The sequence below is a fragment of the Streptococcus sp. HMSC078H12 genome (genome assembly GCF_001814615.1).
GTDB lineage: Bacteria > Bacillota > Bacilli > Lactobacillales > Streptococcaceae > Streptococcus > Streptococcus salivarius_F.
Genome location: NZ_KV817316.1, coordinates 398,020 through 420,946, shown reverse-complemented (window position 1 = coordinate 420,946; position 22,927 = coordinate 398,020). Strand labels below are relative to the sequence as shown.

General features: G+C 40.3%; 21 protein-coding genes and 1 pseudogene. 6 read left to right on the top strand and 16 right to left on the bottom strand.

Features of this window, described 5'->3' with window-relative positions; all coding sequences use genetic code 11:
* Positions 1-18 precede the first annotated feature (18 nt).
* The 3 genes from HMPREF2979_RS03495 to HMPREF2979_RS03485 all read right to left on the bottom strand — a co-directional run bounded on the left by HMPREF2979_RS03495 (position 19) and on the right by HMPREF2979_RS03485 (position 2,514).
* A complete protein-coding gene (locus HMPREF2979_RS03495) occupies positions 19-768 on the bottom strand; it encodes a CPBP family intramembrane glutamic endopeptidase (protein ID WP_070655150.1) in 750 nt (249 codons plus the stop codon).
* A 49-nt stretch (positions 769-817) separates the two neighbouring features.
* Positions 818-1,657: a DUF4300 family protein gene (locus HMPREF2979_RS03490; RefSeq protein WP_070655148.1), complete on the bottom strand. Its 840-nt coding sequence runs from the start codon at positions 1,655-1,657 to the stop codon at positions 818-820.
* A 314-nt stretch (positions 1,658-1,971) separates the two neighbouring features.
* Complete coding sequence (locus HMPREF2979_RS03485; protein WP_070655146.1) at positions 1,972-2,514, bottom strand: TetR/AcrR family transcriptional regulator; 543 nt, start codon at positions 2,512-2,514, stop codon at positions 1,972-1,974.
* A 171-nt stretch (positions 2,515-2,685) separates the two neighbouring features.
* Between HMPREF2979_RS03485 and HMPREF2979_RS03480 the strand changes: the two genes are divergently transcribed.
* Positions 2,686-4,452, top strand: a complete 1,767-nt coding sequence (locus HMPREF2979_RS03480; RefSeq protein WP_070655144.1) for an MDR family MFS transporter — start codon at positions 2,686-2,688, stop codon at positions 4,450-4,452.
* 160 nt (positions 4,453-4,612) lie between these two features.
* On the opposite strand, the gene HMPREF2979_RS03475 is transcribed toward HMPREF2979_RS03480, so the two are convergent.
* From HMPREF2979_RS03475 to HMPREF2979_RS03450, 6 genes are all read right to left on the bottom strand, one after another.
* Positions 4,613-5,860, bottom strand: a complete 1,248-nt coding sequence (locus HMPREF2979_RS03475) for a DUF4767 domain-containing protein (RefSeq protein ID WP_070655142.1) — start codon at positions 5,858-5,860, stop codon at positions 4,613-4,615.
* Between the two features lie 118 nt (positions 5,861-5,978).
* Positions 5,979-6,251, bottom strand: coding sequence for a hypothetical protein (locus HMPREF2979_RS03470; RefSeq protein ID WP_064523327.1), 273 nt, complete (start codon positions 6,249-6,251; stop codon positions 5,979-5,981).
* 123 nt (positions 6,252-6,374) lie between these two features.
* The gene (locus HMPREF2979_RS03465) at positions 6,375-7,010 is read right to left on the bottom strand and encodes a copper homeostasis protein CutC (RefSeq protein WP_070655140.1); all 636 of its coding nucleotides are present in this window, start codon (positions 7,008-7,010) and stop codon (positions 6,375-6,377) included.
* 40 nt (positions 7,011-7,050) lie between these two features.
* A complete protein-coding gene (locus HMPREF2979_RS03460) occupies positions 7,051-7,794 on the bottom strand; it encodes a CPBP family intramembrane glutamic endopeptidase (protein ID WP_261787288.1) in 744 nt (247 codons plus the stop codon).
* A gap of 139 nt (positions 7,795-7,933) precedes the next feature.
* Positions 7,934-8,503: an HD domain-containing protein gene (locus HMPREF2979_RS03455; RefSeq protein ID WP_070655136.1), complete on the bottom strand. Its 570-nt coding sequence runs from the start codon at positions 8,501-8,503 to the stop codon at positions 7,934-7,936.
* A 97-nt stretch (positions 8,504-8,600) separates the two neighbouring features.
* Positions 8,601-9,170: a TetR/AcrR family transcriptional regulator gene (locus HMPREF2979_RS03450; protein WP_021152105.1), complete on the bottom strand. Its 570-nt coding sequence runs from the start codon at positions 9,168-9,170 to the stop codon at positions 8,601-8,603.
* 125 nt (positions 9,171-9,295) lie between these two features.
* On the opposite strand from HMPREF2979_RS03450, the gene HMPREF2979_RS03445 reads away from it, so the two are divergent.
* Both HMPREF2979_RS03445 and HMPREF2979_RS03440 read left to right on the top strand, forming a co-directional pair.
* A complete protein-coding gene (locus tag HMPREF2979_RS03445; RefSeq protein WP_070655134.1) occupies positions 9,296-10,138 on the top strand; it encodes a DegV family protein in 843 nt (280 codons plus the stop codon).
* 228 nt (positions 10,139-10,366) lie between these two features.
* Entirely contained in the window at positions 10,367-11,539 is a 1,173-nt protein-coding gene (locus HMPREF2979_RS03440; protein ID WP_070655132.1) for a CynX/NimT family MFS transporter, read from the top strand.
* A 448-nt stretch (positions 11,540-11,987) separates the two neighbouring features.
* On the opposite strand, the gene HMPREF2979_RS03435 is transcribed toward HMPREF2979_RS03440, so the two are convergent.
* From HMPREF2979_RS03435 to rlmD, 6 genes and pseudogenes are all read right to left on the bottom strand, one after another.
* Entirely contained in the window at positions 11,988-12,428 is a 441-nt protein-coding gene (locus HMPREF2979_RS03435) for a GNAT family N-acetyltransferase (RefSeq protein WP_070655130.1), read from the bottom strand.
* 12 nt (positions 12,429-12,440) lie between these two features.
* Positions 12,441-13,214, bottom strand: coding sequence for an alpha/beta fold hydrolase (locus HMPREF2979_RS03430; protein ID WP_070655128.1), 774 nt, complete (start codon positions 13,212-13,214; stop codon positions 12,441-12,443).
* Positions 13,215-13,428: 214 nt separating this feature from the next.
* Positions 13,429-15,516 (bottom strand): heavy metal translocating P-type ATPase, encoded by a 2,088-nt coding sequence (locus tag HMPREF2979_RS03425; protein ID WP_002890512.1) that lies wholly within the window; start codon positions 15,514-15,516, stop codon positions 13,429-13,431.
* Complete coding sequence (locus HMPREF2979_RS03420) at positions 15,500-15,862, bottom strand: ArsR/SmtB family transcription factor (RefSeq protein ID WP_070655126.1); 363 nt, start codon at positions 15,860-15,862, stop codon at positions 15,500-15,502. Before HMPREF2979_RS03420 ends, HMPREF2979_RS03425 begins: the two co-directional genes overlap by 17 nt.
* A 14-nt stretch (positions 15,863-15,876) precedes the next feature.
* Positions 15,877-16,710 (bottom strand): annotated as a pseudogene (locus tag HMPREF2979_RS10415) (ZIP family metal transporter).
* A 601-nt stretch (positions 16,711-17,311) separates the two neighbouring features.
* Positions 17,312-18,667, bottom strand: coding sequence for a 23S rRNA (uracil(1939)-C(5))-methyltransferase RlmD (gene rlmD / locus HMPREF2979_RS03410; protein ID WP_070655124.1), 1,356 nt, complete (start codon positions 18,665-18,667; stop codon positions 17,312-17,314).
* A 213-nt stretch (positions 18,668-18,880) separates the two neighbouring features.
* On the opposite strand from rlmD, the gene HMPREF2979_RS03405 reads away from it, so the two are divergent.
* The 3 genes from HMPREF2979_RS03405 to HMPREF2979_RS03395 are packed head-to-tail and all read left to right on the top strand — an operon-like array spanning position 18,881 to position 21,461.
* Positions 18,881-19,429 carry a carboxymuconolactone decarboxylase family protein gene (locus HMPREF2979_RS03405; RefSeq protein ID WP_002885920.1) on the top strand — a complete coding sequence of 183 codons (549 nt, stop codon included), beginning with the start codon at positions 18,881-18,883 and terminating at the stop codon, positions 19,427-19,429.
* A gap of 39 nt (positions 19,430-19,468) precedes the next feature.
* A complete protein-coding gene (locus HMPREF2979_RS03400) occupies positions 19,469-20,533 on the top strand; it encodes an acyl-CoA dehydrogenase family protein (protein WP_070577885.1) in 1,065 nt (354 codons plus the stop codon).
* A gap of 16 nt (positions 20,534-20,549) precedes the next feature.
* On the top strand, positions 20,550-21,461 hold the full coding sequence (locus tag HMPREF2979_RS03395; protein WP_261787287.1) for an SLAC1 family transporter: 912 nt from the start codon (positions 20,550-20,552) through the stop codon (positions 21,459-21,461).
* A 42-nt stretch (positions 21,462-21,503) separates the two neighbouring features.
* Here the strand turns inward: HMPREF2979_RS03395 and HMPREF2979_RS03390 are convergent, their stop codons facing one another.
* On the bottom strand, positions 21,504-22,925 hold the full coding sequence (locus HMPREF2979_RS03390; RefSeq protein ID WP_070655121.1) for an LCP family protein: 1,422 nt from the start codon (positions 22,923-22,925) through the stop codon (positions 21,504-21,506).
* Positions 22,926-22,927: the final 2 nt, after the last annotated feature.

The following is a 22,927-nucleotide window of genomic DNA, read 5'->3' as shown; positions in this document are numbered from 1 at the left end:
AATGAAAATCAAGCCAGCTTAGGATTTCACTTTCTCCGTACTGCTACTAGCAATTTTCATGGCAAGAAGAATTATCAACACCTTAATCACAAGGGACAACCAAAGGCTCTCCGCTGATGACAGTTGCGATAAAGCATTGATAAGCGCATGTGTCATCACACAAAGCCAAAGGCTTCTGGTGTTTGTATAAATGGCGGATAAGATAAAACAGTTGCTTAATAAACCTAGCAAAAATGGCAATAAATGAATCGTGGACATAGACCCATCAATGTAAAAATAGAGCAAATGCCATAGTGACCAGGCTACAAAGGTACAAAGTGTGGACACTAGATAGGTCAACTTTTCTTGTAAGGCAGGCTGGAAAAAATAGCGCCAACCGATTTCTTCGATACCACCAAAGACAAGGGCTTTGCAAAATAAGATAATGGGGAGATACCAAGCCTGAGTAATCAACCCTCCACTCAAGACCAGTGGTAAGAAATCCAAACCTAGAAAAATGAGGACTAAGAAATAGTTACTAAGAGGCTGTTTGACTTGGAAAAAATCTCTGATAAGTTGTTTAAAACTGGAGTGATGATAGCGGATGCTAACATAGCCTCCCCAAATAGCTGATGACAAGCCACCTAAGATAAGGGTAAAGAGGCCAATTGGAGTTCCATAATCAACCCTAACTCCTCCTGCTCTTAGCAGCCAAACTAGGAGACTGACCAGTAAGATCTGTCCAAGGGTCCCCACCAGATAAAGCAACAAGGCTCGTTTTCTTTTCATATCTTGCTTCCTTTTTCTTCCCTATTTAAAACCTTCTTCTCACGTTAAGCTAGTCCATATCCACCCATTTGTCATTGTCCATAATAAAGGGTTTGGCTAGACCTGGTCCAGTATAGTCCTTGTACTTGGTTGTGAGATACTTATAGCAATCTTTCTTACTGTCAAATTTTATAGCTTGGTAAGGCTCTTCGAAGGTCAATTTTTCGACAAATAAGTAACCATCTGTCGTAGGTACCAAGACTCCGACGTGACCGACAAAAAGGGAATCGCCATCTAGATTATCGTGGACAACAACCGACAGCATGCGTGCCTTGTCATCAAAGGTGAATTGCTTGTAGTAATCCTCCATATGCTTGGCGTGAACCTTGACATCTTGGGTGGCTTCAGTCTTGACCCTTGAAAAAAGAATCTCAAAATTTTCCTGATCCTTGGCATCAAAGAGCTTACCCTTGTCAATAGCGTCCTTATCTTGGAAAAGGAGCTCACTATCACTTTTGACTTGTGGAATCTTGATTTTGCCTTTCAGTAGCGTATAGGTGTTAATACGACAGTTGGTACCGATAAAGTCACCATGCTTGGCTGTCCACAGGCTACTGATTTTTTCCACATCATAGTCTGTTTTGCTAAATGGTGCAAAATCCCCAGAAAGTCCAACAGAACCCACGGTATCATTGTAATCCCTAACCAGATTGATAAAGTTAGCCACACTCCCCTTGTCCAAATGTTTCGAGAGAATGGAACGCACCTCATTAAGACTGGCCTTGCTATTAAGGTTGGAATAGCTTGGTTTCTCCACCTTTTTGTGGATATGTGCAAAAACTGCTAAACCAACGAGTAATAGGCTAGCGATAGATAGAAGTATTAGCGTCTGTTTTTTCAAATATTTCATAGGCGCCTCCTTGGCTTCATTATACCAGATTTTGCTGCCTACTCATTCTCAAGACACTTTTTCACAAGAAAAAAGCCTTGTTGCCAAGGCTTTAGATTGAGTACGAAGTCTTTTACTTGAGACTTTCCTTAGGTGATAACGGACGCCAGCGAACTTCTTCAAAGTTCCATGGCTAATTTTTGAGCCTAAGTCTCAAAAATTCCGAACGCCTGAAATCCCAATCTTTCAGGCGTTTTTATCACAGCGTAAAGTCTCAGTATAGCCTCACACCATTTGAAGACTATGGAATGTTATCATTTTTTCTCTATTCTTTATTATTTCCAAAATAGTTGTTCAATTTTTATTATATTATCTACAACTTTCTCAGGACTTTCCGATAAATCATTATCAATCCAGAAAGAAATAATGGTTTCAAAAGATGCGGAGAAGGCTTTTATCACAATTTCATCTGAAATCTTCGTGTTTTTCTTGATTTTTTCTCTAATAGTTTTGTTGTTATTTATTAAATCGCAAATTAGTTGTTGAACCTTATCTTTAAATTGAACGTGAGGTGCTTTTGAAATTGCTTTAAAATGTTTATAGTCATTTTTAATTAATAGTAGAGCCTTTAAAAGCATGTCCTCTTTATCTAAATTTCCTTGAGCTAAAATCTCCCAAAATCTTTGCATCGTCTCTGTTCCGATAGAATAAGCTAAATCATCCTTATCAAGAAAATGTTGGTAAAATGTTCCCCTACTCACATTTGCTCTCTGAGTTATATTTCCAATGGTTATTTTTGAGTACTCCATTTCAAGTAGGAGGTCTATCAAAGCAGCCTTGAGGTTAGTAACGCTATTAGTCTTTCTTTTCTTTGTCATTTTTTCCTTAATTAAACATATTGTTTGATGTTGTCATGGTCAATATATGGGTATTATTATATTCTTTTTATGTGAATTATAAAAGTTAAAAAAGACTGTTTTATGTTCACTAAGATAATTGATGCATCATTAATCATTTAACAAAATAATTAATGAAGGGAATAGAATTTAATGACAAAATCAAGAAAAATTCTAGGATTTTTAGGGCTAGTTTTAGCACTCTTTATGGGAGCTTTAGATGCCACGATTGTTAATATTGCCCTACCAGATATTATGGAAGACTTACATACGGGATTGACCGATACAAGTTGGGTAGCAACAATCTATGTTTTAGCAATGTCTGTATTTATTATTACTGTTTCAAAACTCGCTGATATCTACGGTAGAAAATTGGTTATGCTAATTGGTGTGGTAATATTTGGCATTTTCTCATTCGCCTGCATGATGGCTGATTCATTATTACTCTTAATTATTTTTCGGTTCTTCCAAGGAATTGGAGGTGCCATATTAACTCCAATTGTTCTCCCCATGGGAATTGAACTATTTGGGAAAGAGAATACCAGCCGTATTACCGCTATTATGGGGGCCTTCAGTGCCTTAGCTGCAGCAGGAGGACCAGTAATTGGTGGTTTAATTGTCCATTGGACAACATATCATTGGATTTTTGGTATTAATGTTCCAATCGCTATCTTTGCATTCTTGATGATTCTAGTGGGAACAAAAGAATCATACGATTTAACGATTTCAAAGAATATTGACTGGTTAGGTATGATTTTTCTTACTTGTACTTTAGGTGGACTTATATTTGGTTTATTAGAAGGTCACGAGTATGGTTGGGGTTCACAAACCATCATAGCTAGTTTTATTATTAGTGTTGTTGGCCTATTTTTCCTTTTTTTAACCGAAAGAAGAGTAAAATCACCTATCATTGACTTAAAATTATTCAAGGAAAGTACATTTACATCTTCAAGTCTTATTTATATGATTTTTGGATTTGCGATTATCGTACCTTCATTGATCTTAAACTATTTCTTGCAAAATGTTCGCAACTATTCTGCTTTGCATTCAGCATATCTTATTATTCCTACTTCTTTAGCTATCGTAGTAGGTATGCCGTTAGCAACTAAGATGTACCAAAAAATTAGCGCAAGATTGCTCATTAGTATCGGTTTAGTTATTACAGCAGGTGGATTATTTATGCTTAGTCTTGTTCAGTATAATACTTCGCAAAGCATCATCGCTTGTTGTAATGTAATTATTGGTTTAGGACTAGGATTTATGGCAATGTCCTTAACATCATCAGTAAAATATTTACCAATTAATAAGGCTGGAATTGGGTCAGGTATCGTTAACGCTTCTAGATATGTTGGACAGGCCATTGGTATGGCTCTCCTCGTTACCATTTTAAATAGTAATGTCAATATTGCTAAAACACAAATTAAGGAAACAGCGTATAACCAAATTGAAAAACGGGTTTTATCAACAGACGTAAAAAAAGTTGCTAAGAAGGAAATTGCAAAAAACTTCGATACGACTAAGAATAGTAATAGTATTTCAACCAAACAAAGTAATATGGTCGATACAATCAAAACAGCTGCTCAAAAAACAGATAATCTTCCAGAACCTAAAAAGGGGAGCAATTATAGAAAGATTTATGATGCAAATCAGTTATTGATCAATGGAGTTGAAACTGTTAGTTCAAGTGTCTCTCAGTTATCAAGCAGTTTAAAAACTATATCTGGAGGCCAAGCTAAAGTTGGTACAGCTATTAAATTATTAGCTCAAAAGGATGAATTAGCATCTGCTCTTAAAGTCATTGTTAAAGAAAAAAATGAGCAGTTAAGCAGGGCATTTGATAATGTATTTATTGTAGGAGCAACCATTGTATTGATATGTACTCCATTAGCTCTGATGACAGAAAAGCGAAAAGATGAATAACTAAGTTATTTTATAATAGGAAAAGCCAGTCTAAACTTTAGGCTGGCTCTTTTATATAATTTAAATAGTAAATAAACAGATTTGGAACATAGAAAATCTTTTGTTCACTTATATTGTATTTTTAAGACGTAAAAATTTTTCTTTCAAACCTCTCAAACCTTTACTTGTCATTCACAATATTGGCAAAGGCTTCTTGAATGTCCTTATTATTGGTAGGGTACATGTAATACATGTTTTCAGGATTTCCCTGATTTTGCATGGAAACTAGGACCACTGGTTGACCCTTATGGATGGTGAAATGGTAGAGAATCATGGCAGAACCTGAATACCCGTAACTGTCCACGATGAGATAGTCCGCTGTCCCTTTACCATCGTCGGAAAAGGCAACGTCTACCTTTTGTTGGTTGGTCATTGGGGCATTTTGTTCTGTCTTTTCACCTACAATGATGCGGTTATTTTTGGCAAAAGACATGGCACCAAAGAAATCATCACTTCCGTTAGGTGTTAGCCTTCTATAACTTTCTTGATTCATCTTGTGGCCAAACTCTACCATGTAACTAGCAAGCTTGGCTGCCTTGTCACTATTCCAAAGGGCTGTCGTATTGGTCTGGCTGGATTGACTGGACTGGCTCTTGCTTTTCACTCTATAATACGATGTGTAAACGACTCCTGGCCCAGCAGATTCTGGAATTTGAACCAGACGATCTGTGTCTTTGAGAGAATTGTCCGGAGACGGTGCCGCTTGGTTGGCCGGCACAGGTACAAAAGGATTGACCCCATGTCCTGGACCATTGTCCGCAAAATAAAACATTGGCTGACCGTTGAAATCTTTAACGACAGTCTTGCCATCAGTACTTCCTGTCTCTTCAGACTTTGTGAGCCCTGACTTGGTAATGGTCACAACATGACCACCGTCAGAAACCCAGTCACCTTCGATGCTTGAAAAATCACCATTTCGAATAGCATCCACATCCATGGCAGGCATTTTAGCTTCTGATGAGGCATTCTGACTTTGAGAACTAGAGTTTGAAGACGGCTCAGAAGCTCTGGAACTCGATTGCTTGGACTTGTCTGAGCCAGACTTTTGACCTGTCTGACTGCTTGACGAAGATACCGCAAGGGATGACGTTTGTTGAGCTTGTGAATGAAGGGAATGCCAAGCAAAAATGGCACCACCACCAAGAAGCGTCATACAAGAAACTGCAAGAACTGACGCTGCGACCTTATGAGTCACAACATACTGACTTAAGGTTTGCCAAAAGCTCTTCTTAGATGCTAACAATAAGCTCTCTACTTCTGCTCGATTAGCCAAGAGACTACCATTTTGTATCGCCTCGTCGACCTCTGTCATCTTTGGGCGACGTCCATAAATCTTTATAAAATAGGTTAACCATTCTTCTGCTTTCATCTCATCTCCTTTTTGAAGCGTAATAGTTTCATTGTAGCATAAATTGGGGATTCTAGTTGACTTGTAGAAAAGAAAAAACTGCAAGCAAGTAGCCGCAGTTAGTGTATAAACTTGATCCTTATTTCTGAGTATTGACAAGTTTTTTTAGATAAGTATAGCCCAGATAGAAAAAGAAAAGCGCTAAAAGAATAAAGAACCCCATGACGAGTTTGGTCCCACCTAATTGATAAGCAATGTAAACAAAAGTATTAACCTTAATCTGACCACCCGTTTTTTCCAATAGCGAAAGGCTCTGTGAGTAATAGTGACCAAGCCAAATAGCTCCTAGCCCTAATAACGGATAAATAATGACACCCAAGATAGGATTCTTTTTTAACAAATTATCTAACATACATCCCCCAATTTTTTTTATGCTATAGTAATAGCTTACCAAAGAATGACTAGAAAAGCAAAGTGCCTCGCATTGCACAAAAATCAAAAGAAACCGAGCCAAGAAGCTGGTTCCATTGTAAATCTAAAAGACGACACGTGTTCCATGAACTTGCTCAAGATCAGGTATGGCAAGAAATTGGTCACGATTAGCCAGGGAGATACCACCACCGGCTAAAATCTCCAACTGACCTTCTGCTAGCTGAACCAATTCTGCATAACGTTTCAAGCGTAAGTCTAGAGCAGTCTCAGGAGTTCCAGCACGGGTAAGAAGACGCGTCACACCGTGGTCCTTAAGCCACTGAATAGCACTAGGCTGAGCTGCTTTAGGGATTTGGTCAAAGGCCATATGCATGGTGACCTCTAAGCCTCGACCTGCATCTAGCAAGGTCTTTAGAGCTTCTGTATCGAGTTGGTTTTCTGAAGTCAGGGCACCTAGTGCAAAGCCGTCAACACCCAACTCACGCGCACACTTGATATCTTCTAGCATGATAGCTAATTCCTGCTGGCCATAGACAAAGTCTCCCCCTCGTGGACGGATCATTACTATCACCTTAGCCTTATAATCCTTGGCCAACTCAACGGCTGCCTTTATGACACCATAAGAAGGCGTCGTGCCTCCGACAGCCAGGTTATCACACAACTCTACGCGTTGAGCACCAGCTTTAAAGGCTTTTTCTAAGAGAGTGACATTCTCTGCACAAAATTCATAAATTGGCATACTGAACCTCCTATTAGTTGTAGTAGTAAGGGATTGACTATCAGTTTTTCTTGTTAGTTCTTTGATAACCCCACAACACTAAAGAAAACGCCATCAACTGCCACAGCAGTATTCTCACAATCTGCAAACTATCCACATCAGAATTAGAAACCACATGGACAAGATTTGAAGCAAGATTGTTGAAAAGATGATCTCCTAGTCCTAGCCACAAGGAACCAGTCATTTTGTAAAGTAAAGACCATTTGATACTCATCATTCCTGCTAGGATGACATAACCAATTCCCATAACAATAAGATTTGTGAGGGAAGATTCTCCTTGAAGATAATCTCTTAAGGGCATTGCCAAGTGCCATATTCCAAATAGGAAGGCTATAAAGAATAGACTCTTGCGGTAAGAAATCCCTTCAAGAATTTTTGTGAAAAGGCCGCGAAAAACTCCTTCTTCCATCCAAACGTTTATCAGGTTAAATAACACATTTAACATGATAAACAAGATGCCTGCTTGTGATCCTTTTTCGTTTGTTAAGGAAAAACCACTGGCGTAAAACGATAAGTGAACATTGCCATGAAGAAAAAAGAGGGTAAAACTTTCAATGGCATATGCAAAGATGGAACACACTAAGCCAAAGAGTAGCCCCTTTCCTATACCACTTACGATGCCGTCGGGACTGAAACCAATATCTTTCCATCTTAATTTGCAAATTGAAAGAATTCCCCACAATAAAAGTATTCCAAAAAGCTTGTGTAAAAAGTTCTCAGATAAGAAAGTTTCATCTGTCCTCATATAGAAATATTCAAAGAGCCTAGCTAGAGAGCAGACGATAAAAATCAGCGAACAACTTAAAATGGGTTTCCTTATTAGTCGATTTAGCATATCTTCCTTTCAAATGAGCCTTTTATGAAAGTTCATTTCAATATTTTACTCAGTCCAATTCCTTCTCTAGTTCATTTAGAAAGGTGATTAAAAATTGATGGCGACTTTCTGCCATTTGTTTGGCAGTATCCGTGTTCATTTCATCTTTTAAGAGAAGCAACTTGTCATGGAAATGTTGGACGGTATCAGTGAGGGACCTCCCTTTGTGACCACCATAGGAAAAAGTTCGCGCAATTCCTAAAGCTCCTATCGCATCCAGGCGGTCTGCATCCTGAACAATCTTGCCTTCTAAAGTTTCTGGATGTTTCCCACGATTTTTGCTGAAAGAAACAGCATTGATAACCCGACAAATCTGCTCGATTTGGTTTTTAGGAGTACCAATCTCTTCTAGAAACATGCGAGCATTCGCATTATTCTCTGTATGGAACAATTTATCATCAGCATCGTGAAGAAGAGCTGACAAGCCCACTATCTCCAGATCACATGGACCTTCTGCTTGTGCAATTCTGATAGCATTGGTATAAACGCGGAGGGTATGCGCCACATCATGGACATCTGCTCGATCAGCAAATAAGGTTTTAACATACTGCTTAGCAGCAAGAATTCGTTCTTCGATCATCTTTCATGTCCTCTGTATCATCTGTGCACAGTTCTATCTATTCATTTGAACTAGTTATGGAGGTGCAGTTTACTTAGAAACCATCTCTTAGCGATTACTACTTCTTTTTATGTGGAAAAAGCGGAAGACCAAGTTTGGCAATCTTTTCAGCTGGGGTCTTCATGCCATCCTTGACCCATTTGGAAATCACTGAGACAATAGCTGAGCTCCAAAAGGAATTGAGGTAACTACCGGCACCATTTGATGAGCTACCATTTCGTTTTTCCAAAAAATCATAAACTGCCTTGGTCAAAACCTGCTCAAAATTATAATCAATGGCAAGACTGATGATTTTGGCTTCTTTTTTGACTTCCTTAAGGAGATAAACCCAGACTTGGTAAAGATCCGTCTTGAGATTATAGCCGTCCAAAGACTTAGTAATCTTTGCAATGCTAGACTCAAAAATAGACTTCAAAATCTCTTCCTTGGACCCATAATTACGATAAAAGGCAGCACGGGATACACCTGCACGCTCAACCAGTTCTGATATGGTAATCTTTTTCAAGTCTTTTTTCTCCAACAATTGCAGGAGAGAAATTTCGATGGATTCTCGTGTAATTGCCTTGTTTTCTTGGTTAAATCGTTTCAGATTTTCCAAGGATTTCTCTGAGATTTTTCTTTCTGCCATAACATTCACTTTCTATCTGTCACACCTGATGAGATCTACTATGATAGCAATGCACTTCATGATAAAATTGTAAAAGAAGACAAAACACTTGTCAATGTACATTATGCAGATATGAGGTATAACCTATGAAATGGAAAATTATTGCGGATTCAGGCTGTGACTACCGTTCTTTAGACAATCTGGCACCAGATACGGAGTTTGTCAGTGTCCCTTTGACTATCCAAGTGGGCGAAACCATTTACAGGGATGATGCCCAACTCAATATTGATCAAATGATGGAGGAGATGTATGCAACTACAACTGCTTCCAAATCTGCTTGTCCAAGTCCTGATGACTACATGAAGTCCTTTGAAGGGGCGGACAATATCATCGTTGTGACGATTACCGGAACCCTTTCTGGGAGCTATAATAGTGCTGAAATTGCTAAGAAAATTTATCTGGAAGAGCATCCTGATACCAAGATTCACGTCATTGATAGTCTATCAGCTGGGGGCGAGGTCGACCTGCTCGTTCGTAAACTCAATCACTTAGTTGCTGAAGGCCTTGAGTTTGACCAAGTCCTTGATGCCATCACAGCTTACCAATCTAAGACTAAGTTGCTCTTTGTTTTAGCCAAAGTTGATAATTTGGTGAAGAATGGTCGTCTAAGCAAACTAGTTGGCACCGTTGTTGGACTCCTCAATATCCGTATGGTCGGTGAAGCTAGTAAGACTGGTACCCTTGAGTTGCTTCAAAAAGCTCGTGGCCAAAAGAAAGCTATCAAAGCTGCCTTTGATGAACTGATCAAGGCAGGTTATACAGGTGGACATATTACGATTGCCCACCGCAACAATGACAAATTTATCGAGCAATTCTCTGCATTGATTCGTGAAAAATTCGCCCAAGCAAGCATCGAAGTCCTTCCTACTTCTGGACTTTGTAGTTTTTATGCCGAAGAAGGCGGACTCCTTATGGGGTACGAAATTTAAGAAAATATCGAAAAGAGGCTGGACTAGATGTTCGGTCTTTTAAAATTAAATGATGTTATTAGATAATCAGTAGAATAAGATTTTATAACTAAAGATTCTCTCTTTTTCTTTGCGACAATCTAGCGTAATCGCTTTCATTACCTCCATCTTTTATGGTAAGATGGAAGTGACGCATTAGTGTCATATGCTTATAAATTTGAATACCCTTATTAAACATGGAGATGCTTTATGAAACAGAAACATTCACATTTTCTAATCCCTGGAATCCTTCTTCTAGGGATCGTTTTGCGGGCTCCGTTCACAACCTTGTCCACTGTCTTATCAGACATTGCTTCTGGTCTAGGAGTTGAGGTCAGTTCACTCGGTCTCTTGACAAGTCTGCCTCTTTTGACCTTTGCAATATTCTCGCCTTTTGCGGCCAGCTGGGCCAAACGCTTTGGTATTGAAAGACTCTTTCTCGGTGTTTTAATTGTGATGACCCTTGGTTCTGCTCTTCGTACCATCAACCTTCCTCTTCTTTATGTGGGAACGCTTTTAGTCGGAGCTGGAATTGCCTTCATCAATGTCCTTCTCCCAAGCCTAATTCAGGCTAATGAGCCAAATCAGTTAGGATTCTTAACCACACTCTACATCACAGCCATGGGCTTGTCCACAGCTGTGGCTTCATCGGTAGCCGTTCCAATCACTAAGGCAACCTCATGGCAAGGCTTGGTCTGGGTATTGACAGCAGTCTGTGCCTTGGCTCTTGTGGTTTGGCTTCCTAATGTCCGTCACAATCATTATTTAGAACAAGATACTTCTACTAGCGAAAACTCAGGCAGTTGGTATAAGAGCGGCAAAGTCTGGGCCATCATGATTTTCGGTGGATTACAGTCACTCTTCTTCTACACCACTATCACTTGGCTTCCAACAATGGCCACTCAAGCTGGTGTCGGCGAAGCCAATGCCGGAATTCTAGCTTCCGTTTTCACACTGACAAGTATTCCATTCTCTATGATCGTTCCTAGCCTAATCACTAAACTTTCTGATCGTAACCGCCATTTGATGCTAGTGATTACCGTCCTAGCAGGATTCATCGGAGTTGCCATGCTCCTAGTCAATACAGATAGTTTTGTGTATTGGTTAGTCCTTAACCTCTTAATCGGAAGTTCTGCTAGTGTCCTATTCCCTTACATGATGGTTGCCTTTTCAATGAAGGCTAGCACTCCTGAAAAAACAGCCCAACTATCAGGCTTAGCCCAAACCGGAGGCTATATCTTTGCGGCCCTTGGACCAGTCTTGTTTGGTTCAAGTAAACAACTCTTTAACTCTTGGACCCCTGCTGTTTTAATTCTTCTCGTCTTGACCCTAATCATGGGAATAGCCCTCTATAAAGTTGAAAAAACAGATGTTATTTTGTAAGTGAAGAACTAATACAAGAAAATGCCCCACAAGTTGTAGTTTGTGGGGTGTTATTTTGTGTGTGGCAAATGAATAAATAATTTAGTAAAGGCTTATTCTATTTTCATTTAGAAAGTAGCTAGGGCTAAGCATTAGAGTTTTACTCATGTACAACTTTAATCTTTCTTTTATTCGTGATGAGATAACTCAAAAAACTGATAGTGGTGTGAACAGATTATAATGGGGGAAAGCTTTCATTAACTTGTTGTAAACAAAAAAAGAGATAATTGTAAAATCACATAAAGAGAACACCAACAAAAAATTATCTGTTGGTGTTCTCTTCATTTTTAGATTTCTGAATAAAACTCTTGTCCATGGAACAGTAGGTACCCTTTATATCTTTTTTCATGAACATTATTTTATAAACAGCAGGTTACATACTTAATATATATGGAAATCTACAACTATCCTAAATCAACTTATATTCATACCACTCTTCATCTACTTTCTGAAATCCCAAAGCCAAAAACATTCTTTGACTTTGAGTATTAAAAGGATATATTTGTACAGAAACCTTTAGCATTTTTTGTTCTTTCGCCAGATGTATCATTTCAGAAACACATCGTCTTCCGATCTGTAAATTCTGATACTCTTTGCTGATAACTATAGAAAGTTCCGAGTTATCTAGGAGTGTCACATCTCCAACTAACACTCCTTCATATTGGATATAATAGCAAGAACCATGTGAAGTTAGGTAATCATACATTTTATGAAGTTTTGTTAGATTGTAAATCTGATCAGTATTATCTACTTGTTTGCAAACCTCACTATCTTGATACCAAATAAGGGAGATGTCATCATTTCTATAATAAGGAATAAGCGTTATCTGATCGTCTACTATTCTATTCATCTTTATTTTTCCTTATTTCTTCTTTAAAAAAGGCTCAACCAAATCAACCCACTCTTGAGGCAGGTAAGCTGATAAATAGCCGTGATTATAGCGCTTTGCTTCATACAAAATCGTATTTGGATGTAACTGCTGAAATAATTTCGCCGATGCTTTCACAAAGTTTAATTCTTTTTCACCATAGATATACAAAACCTGAGCTTTGCTAGCAGAAATCGTATCTTTCAGCTTGTAACGCCCCATATAGGTTTTGTAAATGGTCACCATTGTTTTGATAGGCGTCCTTGGCAGATCCTCCAAATAATAAGCTTTTATTTCCTCTGGATAAGCCAGTTTAGGATAGAGTTTGTTCATCATGCTTAACTGAAGTTTACAAGAGAATTTATTGAACATCAATTTACCAAATAGAGACACTAGAAAGATGCTGATTTTAGCTAACCTTGGTTGAGGAATACAGAGGCTTCCGTCTATGATGGCCTTCTCAGCAATTTCACTGTCTAAAGACAAAAGCTCCATGGCAATTTGACCACCAAGTGAAACACCACCGATTGCTAACAATTTCCCACCACAGTTTGCTTTGATATAGTCTAGAATCTCCAAAGCAGAATCTTCAGTAGAAACATAATCAAGTTGATATTCCTCGCCGTGGCCATTCAAAGTGGGTAGAATAACACGGTATTCTTCTGACAAGATTCGTGCTTGACGAAGATAATTCCACCAAGAACTGCCACCACCATGTATCAGTAAGATAGAAGGCAAATTCTTATCCCCAAATTCATGGAATTTCATGTTTAGACTCCTTACTTTAGGACTTTCACTTGCTAAATCCTTGTTTAATCAGCTCGTAGAAGCAAAGCTACACACTCCACGTGTCCTGCTTCATGTAATTGAACACTAGTTTCCTTGAACTCTTTGGTATATTTTTGGCTCATTTGGACATCTCCTTTGGTTAGATACTATTCTACCAAAACGTGTCCATAAAATCATACTAACATCAGTTCACTTACTTTGACAAAGTGGAGGTATCTATCCTCAAGACCCTCAATGCATTCCATACTGCTAGTAGCGTTACACCAACATCTGCAAAGATGGCCTCCCACATATTAGAAATTCCCAATCCACTTAGAACCAAGAAAATTAGTTTAACTACAATAGCCAAGGTCATGTTTTGTTGGGCTATTCTGACTGTCTTTTTTGCCAGTCGAATGACTTGAGGAAGTTTTCCAAGGTCATCATCCATCAGTACAACATCTGCTGATTCAATGGCTGCGTCCGAACCTAGCCCTCCCATAGCAATACCAACATCTGCCCTAGCAAGAACCGGTGCATCATTCACCCCATCTCCAACAAAGGCAACAGCCTGCTGAGACTGAGTCAGAATTTCCTCAAATGTACTCACCTTATCCTGAGGCAAGCAATCTCCAAATGCATCATTAAAGGCAAATTGCTGTGCAAATTCATCAACCACTGCCTGACGATCGCCTGAAAGGAGAACCGTCTTTTTAATTCCGACTGCCTGTAAATCCTTCAAGGCCTCGATGCTCGTCTCCTTCACTTGGTCTGTGATAAGGAAATAGCCTAGAAAATGACTGTCCTCTGCCAAATAGAGAACTGTTCCTGTGCTGTCAATAGCTGGATAAGCAATCCCTTGAACTTCCATTAATCTAGCATTCCCAAGATAGAGCTGTCTGCCATCTACCCTACCGGACATGCCCTGCCCTGGTAGCTCGGTAATCTGACTCACCCTATTCTCGTCCACTTCCTGTCCATAGGCTGTTCGAATAGAGTTTGCGATTGGATGATTGGAATAGCTTTCCAGATGGGCAGCGAGGTACAGAATATCATCCTCGACACCTTCTGCGTTGACAACGGTATCCACCGCAAAGATACCTTTTGTAATTGTCCCCGTCTTATCAAATACGACCGTATCCAACTTGGCAAGAGCCTCTAAATAATTCCCACCTTTCACTAAGACACCTAATTTAGATGCTCCCCCTAGCCCGCCAAAGAAACTCATTGGTACCGAAACCGCAAGAGCACAAGGGCAAGAAATGACTAAAAAGGTAAGTGCCCGATAAAGCCAAGTCGACCACTCCCCTAAACCAAGCAAGGGAGGCAGGCTTGCAAGCAGAAAAGCGATTCCGACAACCACTGGTGTATACACACGCGAAAAACGTGTGATCATCCGTTCCGTCTCCGCTTTTTTATTGCTTGCATTTTCAACTAATTCCAAAATTTTGTTGACCGTTGATTGCGAAAAAGTCTTACTCACTTCAATTACCAATGGACTAGTCAAATTGATCACACCACTTGTAATGTCCTCACCAACGCCAATTTCCCTAGGCAGTGATTCTCCTGTCAAGGCTGACGTATCCAGAATAGAACGACCTTCTCTGACCAGACCATCTAGGGGCACCTTCTCCCCAGGCTTAACTAAAATATGGTCCGCAACCCTTACTGTTTCAGGGTCTACTTGAACGGTTTCTCCCCCCTCTAGTCTCCAAGCCTTATCCGACCGAATATCCATCAATCGTGCAATGGACTGACGAGATTGAGAGGTGGCCTTATCTTGGAAATACTCCCCAATCTGATAAAAAAGCATGACGGCTACTGCCTCTGGAAATTCTCCCAAGAGAAAGGCTCCTAAGGTCGCGATACTCATCAAAAAGTTTTCATCAAAAAGATTACCACGTTGAATATTTTGAACCATCTTGATAAGAACCTTATGGCCGATAATGATATATAGGGTCAGATAATAGACCAGACGAATCCAGAAATACTCCTCTGGCAGGAAAAAGCCGAAGGCAAATAGAATCATAACAGCAAGTAGCAGCTCTTTCGCCCAATCTCGTTTTTCTGGAAGTGCCTCTTCCTTTTTCTCACTGATAACTTCGATTCCAGGTTCAATAGCATCCACCAAGTCAATAATTTCCTTATCTATCCCATCTTCGCTTTTTGTTTCCAAAATCAGCTTTTGAGCTATCAGATTGACAGTGGCAGATTCTACCTGCTCCAATTGATTGACAGCACGTTCAATCTTAGCAGCACAATTGCCACAGTCAATTCCTCGAAGTTCATACTCTTTCTTCATGTTTTTCCTCTTTCAAATGTTTCAGTGTCAAAGACAAGACTGCTGCGACATGATCGTCCGCAAGTTCATAATTGGTCATCCTTCCTTTTTTCTCCCCCTTGACCAATTGGCAGTCCCGCAGATAGCGTAGTTGGTGAGAAATAGCAGACTTGGTCATCTGTAACGCAATCGCTAAGTCTCCGACACAAATTGGATTTTGCCGTACTGCTTGTAAAATCCGCAAACGAGTTGGGTCAGAAATCGCCTTAAAAAAATTGGACATATTTAGCAATGTAACGGTATCAAACTCCGTCTCATGGACCCCTTGAATTAAATCTGGATTACAAGCTGTTAAACACTGTGACATATTTTCTATTCCTCCTATACTAAAGTTGTATCAAGTAACATCATGATTAGAAATCCGGCCATAACCCCACCTGTCGCAATATCGGTATTCTTGTGCTCTTGAGCACCTGGCACAAGTTCTTCCACTGCAACATAAATCATGGCTCCCGCCGCAAATAAGAGAGCATAAGGTAGTAGCTGGGTCATAGACATAACAGCATAGGCCCCTAAAACAGCTGCAATCGACTCAACAATCGCTGACATGGCGCCATAGTAGAAAGCTGATTTCCTACTTCGCCCTTCTACCCGTAGTGGCAAGGACAAGGCAGAGCCTTCTCGAATATTTTGGATGCCAATTCCCAAGGCCAATCCAAGGGCACTCATTCACGTAAAGGAAAGTCTAGTTGCGAGATTTGCCACACTAGCAAATGCCACACCAACTGCTAAGCCCTCTAGTATATTATGAAACACTACCACCAGATAAAGCAGCATGGTCTTTGATAAGGGTCTTTTGGGATTCAAAATCCCTTCCTTATCACTCATCTGATGATTCAAATGCAGGTCGGGAACCAAATAATTAATAAAGCGGATAAATAAGCCCCCGACAATAGAACCAACAGCCGTCGTCAACCAGTAAAATCTGTTCGCAGCTATTGACTGGCTATAGTCCAAAGAAGGGACAAGCAAAGGCCAGACTGCCGCTGCCGTCATAATGCCCGCTGCCAAGCCCATCATCATATCCATGAATTTTTGATGAATGGTTTTGACAAAAAAGACCAAACTAGCACCGATAAGGGTACAAAACCAGTTGAATAAGCCAGCTAATAAAGCTTGCATTACTGGTGATAGAGAAGAAAAATTACATCTCATACCTCAATAATCGATGATTCAGTTGAACAACCACTCAACTATTATCATTATAGTTGAACACTTGCTCAATTGTCAAGGAAGAAAGTAAAAAAGCTATGAGAAATCCACATAACTTTGTAAATTATTGAAGCAATCTCGTATTCTTAGAGAATATCACAATGCCATAAAAAGCCCAAAGGACTATTTGGAATTATCATATCATATAACGCTTTGACACAATTTAACGATTACTATATTGAGAAACAAACTTTACTCCTCAAGAAAGTTAGATGTTCCCAATGCTATCCGTAAGAGTACTTAAAACCTTGAAACATACTGATTTCAAGGTTTTTATAACGTGTTATTGTATCACCTAATTTCTACTGATTTCCATAGATCAAACCTTTCGTGATTTTTTCATATAGGTGGGTACGTTTCTATTCCCTCAAACTCCTTGTCAATGGAAATAAAAACGTACCCACAGTGTAAATGGAAATAGAATTTGAGAATTCCTAACTATCACTTCCACTCACTCCAAAAATTACTTACTCTAATACTTCCCCACCATAAAGCAAAAAGCCTTGCAATCAAGGCTTTTCATTATCCCTTTCGTTCAAAGGTTCTAGGCTTTTACGAGCAAAGCTACACACTCCACGTGGTGCGTTTGCGGAAATAAATCAACCGGTTGTACTTTCTTCAATTCATATCCCAATTCTTGGTAGAGTTTGATATCACGCGCCATGGTTGCTGGGTTACATGAGACATAGGTAATCTTTTCAGGTTGCATGGCAACACTGGCTTTGATGAAGCTTTCTGTCAAGCCCTTGCGTGGTGGATCCACAATGATAACATCTGGTCTGATGCCATCCTTGCTCCACTTGGCCATGGCATTTTCAGCTGAGTCAGCCACATAGTTGGCGTTAGTAATGCCGTTGCGTTCTGCATTTTTCTTAGCATCTTCGACGGCTGTTTCAATGACTTCAACGCCGTAGACTTCCTTGACCTGTTTTGCAAATGACAAGCCGATTGTCCCGATTCCTGAATAGGCATCAATAACAATGCTGTCGCTGTTTAGATCTGAGAAGTCAATAGCTGTTTGATAGAGTTTTTCAGCCATCTCGGTGTTAACCTGATAGAAAGACTGGGCAGAGATCTCATAGTCATTGCCCAACATACTGTCTGTGATAGTGTCTTGGCCATAAAGGGTGCGGAACTCCTTACCAAAGATGGCGTTAGTGTTCTTATCGTTGATGTTTTGGATGATGGAAACGACACTTGGGAAGGCTTCTGTAATCTTGGCAATGACTTGGTCAATGCGGAAAACTTTTGGTCTGGTCGTTACAAAGACCAACATCATCTGACCTGAATAATGACCACGACGAACTACCAAATGACGAATCAAACCTGTCTGCTCCTTCTCATCATAAGGTTTGAGGTCATAGCGACGGAGAAGGTCACGGACAAAGACAATGAGTTTATCAATTTCCTTGTCTTGGATAAGGAAATCTTCAATTGGAATCAAGTCGTGCGAATTCTTGCGGTAGAAACCTGTTTCAAGCTGACCTTTAACACGGCGAACGGGCACCTGCGCCTTATTACGGTAGGCGTAAGGTGTTTCCATACCTAGTGTTTCAGCAACTTCTACGTCCGAGATACCGGCTGTCTTATAGAGGTTGTCCACAACTTGTTTACGCTTGAACTTAAGCTGCTCCTCGTAGGTCATATGGCCAAAATCAGCAATTCCTGAACGTAGATAGGTTGCATCAATGTCCTGATTGCGGTTTGGTGAAAGGGTCACATACTCCTCAACCTTACCAAAGCCGATATTTTTCTTGAGCTTAAGCACTCGCATCTTGATGATTTCGCCTGGAAGGGCATTATCCACGAAAAAGACAAAGCCATCCACCTTGGCAACGCCTGCTCCTTCATGTGTCAAATCGACAATTTCAACTTCTACAATAGCGTTTTTATTTAACATAATTCAACTTTCTTTACTCTTATAGGGCTTAAGCATATCTTCCAAAGCCTTTTACTACCCTCCATTATAGCACATATAAATCAAATTTATGGCTGGCCATAAATAATATAGATTTTTCAGAAAAGTCATACAGTGCTATCATAGGTCCATGACAAAAAATTAAACGACTCAGCCGCTTGGCTAGATGTCGTTTCTATATAAAGGAGAATAATCATGCCAGATATTACCATTCATACAATCGAAACTGCACCGGAAGAAGTCAAAGACGTCCTTCAAACAGTCAAAGATGCCAATGGGGGATACATTCCAAACTTGATTGGTCTCCTTGCTAATGCGCCAACTGCGCTTGAAACTTACCGTACTGTCGGTGAAATCAACCGTCGCAATTCATTGACACCAACTGAACGTGAGGTTGTTCAAATTACAGCTGCTGTTACTAACGGATGTGCCTTCTGTGTGGCAGGTCACACAGCCTTTTCAATCAAGCAAATCCAAATGACACCTCAACTTTTGGAAGCTCTTCGTAACCGTACACCAATCGAAGATGATCCAAAACTTGATACCCTTGCTAAATTCACTATTGCTGTGATCAATACTAAAGGTGCTGTTGGTGACGAAGCCTACAATGACTTCTTGGAAGCTGGCTACACTGCTCAAAATGCCCTTGACGTTATCTTGGGTGTCAGCCTTGCTAGCTTGTGTAACTACGCTAACAATCTCGCACAAACACCGATTAACCCTGAACTTCAAGAATTCGCTTAATTCAAAACCAAAGGATAAACTAGAGGAGGACCTAAGCCTATGTCACATTTTTCAAAAGAATTCCTTACTTGGTTGGATACCAACGCTGACCATATTGACCAAGAGTCTGGACCCATTGCGGACCAGCTTCTTGAAAAAATTGCTGAAAACGACGTCTTTAAAATCGGCGTACCTGCTAAGTTTGATGGCCTAGGTGGTGGTCCTACTCAAGTCGTTGATGTGCTTGATGAATTGGCACAACACTCTTTGACAGCTTCCTTTATTTCTTGGGGGCACCGTACTTTCATCGAGTATATCCTTGCGAGTGACAATGCTTACCCTCGTGAAACATGGTTGAAAGAATTGTATACCGGTGAGCGTGCTGGTGGAACTGGCTTGTCAAATGCGGTCAAATTCTTGTCAGATATTGAAGAATTGAATGTTACCATCAGTCAAGAAGGTGATGACTACTATCTTGATGGTCGTTTGCCTTGGGTGACTAACCTACGTTCTGATAAATTCGCTGCTCTCTTTGCTGCTGATTTTAAAGACGGTAGCCAACCTTGGATTATCACTATTCCATCTGAAGCTGAGGGTCTTAGCCGTTCTGAAGATTTGGAATTTGTTTCCCTTCAAGGTGCTAACACTGCCTCTCTTACTTTCGATCACGTTAAGTTAGATCCTAATTGGATCCTTTCAAAAGAAGGTACGGACTATATTGCCAAAACACGTCCAAACTTCCTTGGTTTCCAATTTGGTCTTGCCTTTGGTTTGGCCAAACGTTCTCTTGATGAGGTTGAAGCTAGTCTAAACAGTAACCGTAGCGTTCTTCGTGAAGAATTTGAAGCTACACGTGAAAATCTTCTTGCTATCCAAGACCAACTCTTTGCAGGTCTTAATGATGCCGATTATTTCATTGACAAACCACGTGAACTTTTCCAATTGCGTATCGATATCGTCGACGTCGTAGCCAACAGCTTGCTCCTCGAACTTCAGGCTAGTGGTGGTCGTGGCTATTTGAAAGAATCAGAGTCAAGCTTTATCCGTCGTTGGAATGAAGGCGTCTTCCTTCCAATTGTATCTCCGAGTGCGGTGCAGCTTCGTCACATTCTTGCAGCTAGCTAGAAAGGCCGGTGGACCAATGAAGGTATTTTTTAAGAAAATTCCCTTGGCCCTATCTAGTCTAGTTCTTGCCCTCTTTAGTTTATCCAATCAAATAAGCCACTATACCCTGATTGCTCAGGGTATTTGGTGTTTAGCCAGTATAGGTTTTATACTTATACTGGGACGCTTGATTCTTGGATTTGAACAAATAAGAGAAGATTTGCGAAACCCAGTCGTTGCTTCGGCCTTTGCTAGTTTCTTTATGGCTGCCTTTCTATTTGCCAGCCGCCTCCCACTAGCTCAAACAGGATTGAGTGTGACTTGGCTTGGACTCCTTGGACTTTATATTGCCTATATTATTTTTTTCAGTCTGCGTTTTTTACGCCCATTTTCTTTGAATCAAGTCTATCCAAGCTGGTTCGTGGTCTATGTTGGCCCTGCTATCAGTCTTGTGACAGTACCGGCTAGTGTTCCAACTAGCATCAAGGGACTTATTCTGGGAGTAACGGGATTTGCGACTCTAGCCCTCTTTCCACTTGTTTTATGGAGAATGAGACAGATAGCCATACCTCACCTATATCGGCCCATACTTGCCATTTTAGCAGCACCTCTGGCCCTTCTCATTACCAGCTCAATCAAGAGTAATCAAAGACCTGCAACTATCATTTTACTTGCCCTACTTTTATTCTCACAAGCATTCTTTTTCTATGCTCTTAATCTCTTTGTAAAACTGGTTAGAAAAGGCTTTATACCACTTTTTGCTGCCTTTAGTTTCCCATTAGTCAATAGTACCAATGCTTTTAAAGCAGCTACCACCAGTCTGGGTTTAGTCAATCCAGCTACCCAATTGATTTATAAGGTAGAGTTCGTCATTATTCTTGTTATCATGACCTATTTGCTCTATCATTTTCTAAAACTTCTTATACATGGCGCTTATACAAACTCTTAACACCAAAAAAGAAGCAGGTTCAGTGTGAACCTGCTTCTTTTCTTATCTAAATCCTAGTTCTTTTAATTTTGCCTGATAAGTGTCAAAATCAATTTCAATCCCTTGACCGCCATACAAATCATAGCTATCAATCCAATCACCATCCGAAGGAATGGTTTGCGAATTAATCCCTTTTTTGAAACTACCAGCATTTGAAAGTCCCAAGTCCAACATGTCCGTCATGCTCATATTGGTTGAGGTCAGTGAGTAAACCTTCCCTAAAGCCTCAGGTCCTTTGAAGAGGCTAAGTGGATTCTTAAGCTGCTTCATGACAGCCTGCATCACTTGTTGCTGGCGCTTAGTCCGGCCATAATCACCCTCATCATCCTTACGGAAGCGAGCATAATTCAGAAGAGTGCGGCCATCCATATCTTGCTTACCAACTTTAATGGTTTGATTTGGCACGTGACCGTTCTTGTCCATCTTCAAATCATCTGGAACTTGAACCGAAGATACTTTTTTACCATCAATGGTCGCAAACTTGGCATTGATTTCCACACCATTTGGGAAGAGGGTATCAACCCCTGTCGCAAAGGTTTCAAAGTCAACCATGGCATAGTACTTGATATCGATATCAAAGTTGCGTTTGAGCGTCTCACGCATGAGCTCTGCTCCTTGATGATTATTTTGCTCACCAATATTGAAGGCCGTATTGAGTTTCAAGTCCTGAGAATAGTCGGTTTCTGAAGCCCCCTTGATATTGACCAAGGTGTCTCGCATAAAGCTAACCATCTTAACCTTACCTTCTTTATTGCCCACATTGACCACCATAATGGAGTCTGTTCTGGCATCGGTAGATTCTTGGCTAACGCGTTGGTCAGAACCTAGAATAAGGATATTGACCCCATCCTTGGTATCCTTACCATTAAAGGTCTCAACTATGGCAGGCTGGTAGGATTTACCATTATTACCTGCAGCAGAAAGGTCTGTTCCCTTGTAAAATTGATAGGCCATGGCTATCACTAAGAACACAACTCCAAGACTCAAGCAACTAAGTACTAGCTTGACAACCTTCTTGAGCCTTCTCTTTTTCTTTGGCCGCTTCTTCTTGGCTCCTTGCGACTTGGACCTTGGAGCCGACGTTGCTGAAGGGGCTGCTTGTCTTTGGACCTTTTTGCGTTTAGGTTTACTTTGAGCAACTTCCTCTCGATAGACGGGCAGTCCTTCCTCTGTCAGCTGATTGACAGACTCATAATCACGTTCTTGATAGTAGTCAGAACGATTGTCATAAGGCTGGCGCCATGCTGCTTGATAGTCCTCTATTTGCGCTTGATACCGTCGCTCAGCTTCATAGGCATCCAACTTTCCTTGAAGATAATTGAATTCTGAGGCCTGCTGTCCATTCAGGTGAGCAAGATTTTTTAAAAGATAGCTGTAACGTAACCGTTCATGATGCGTAAACGGTCCATTGTTAGATTTGGTCATAA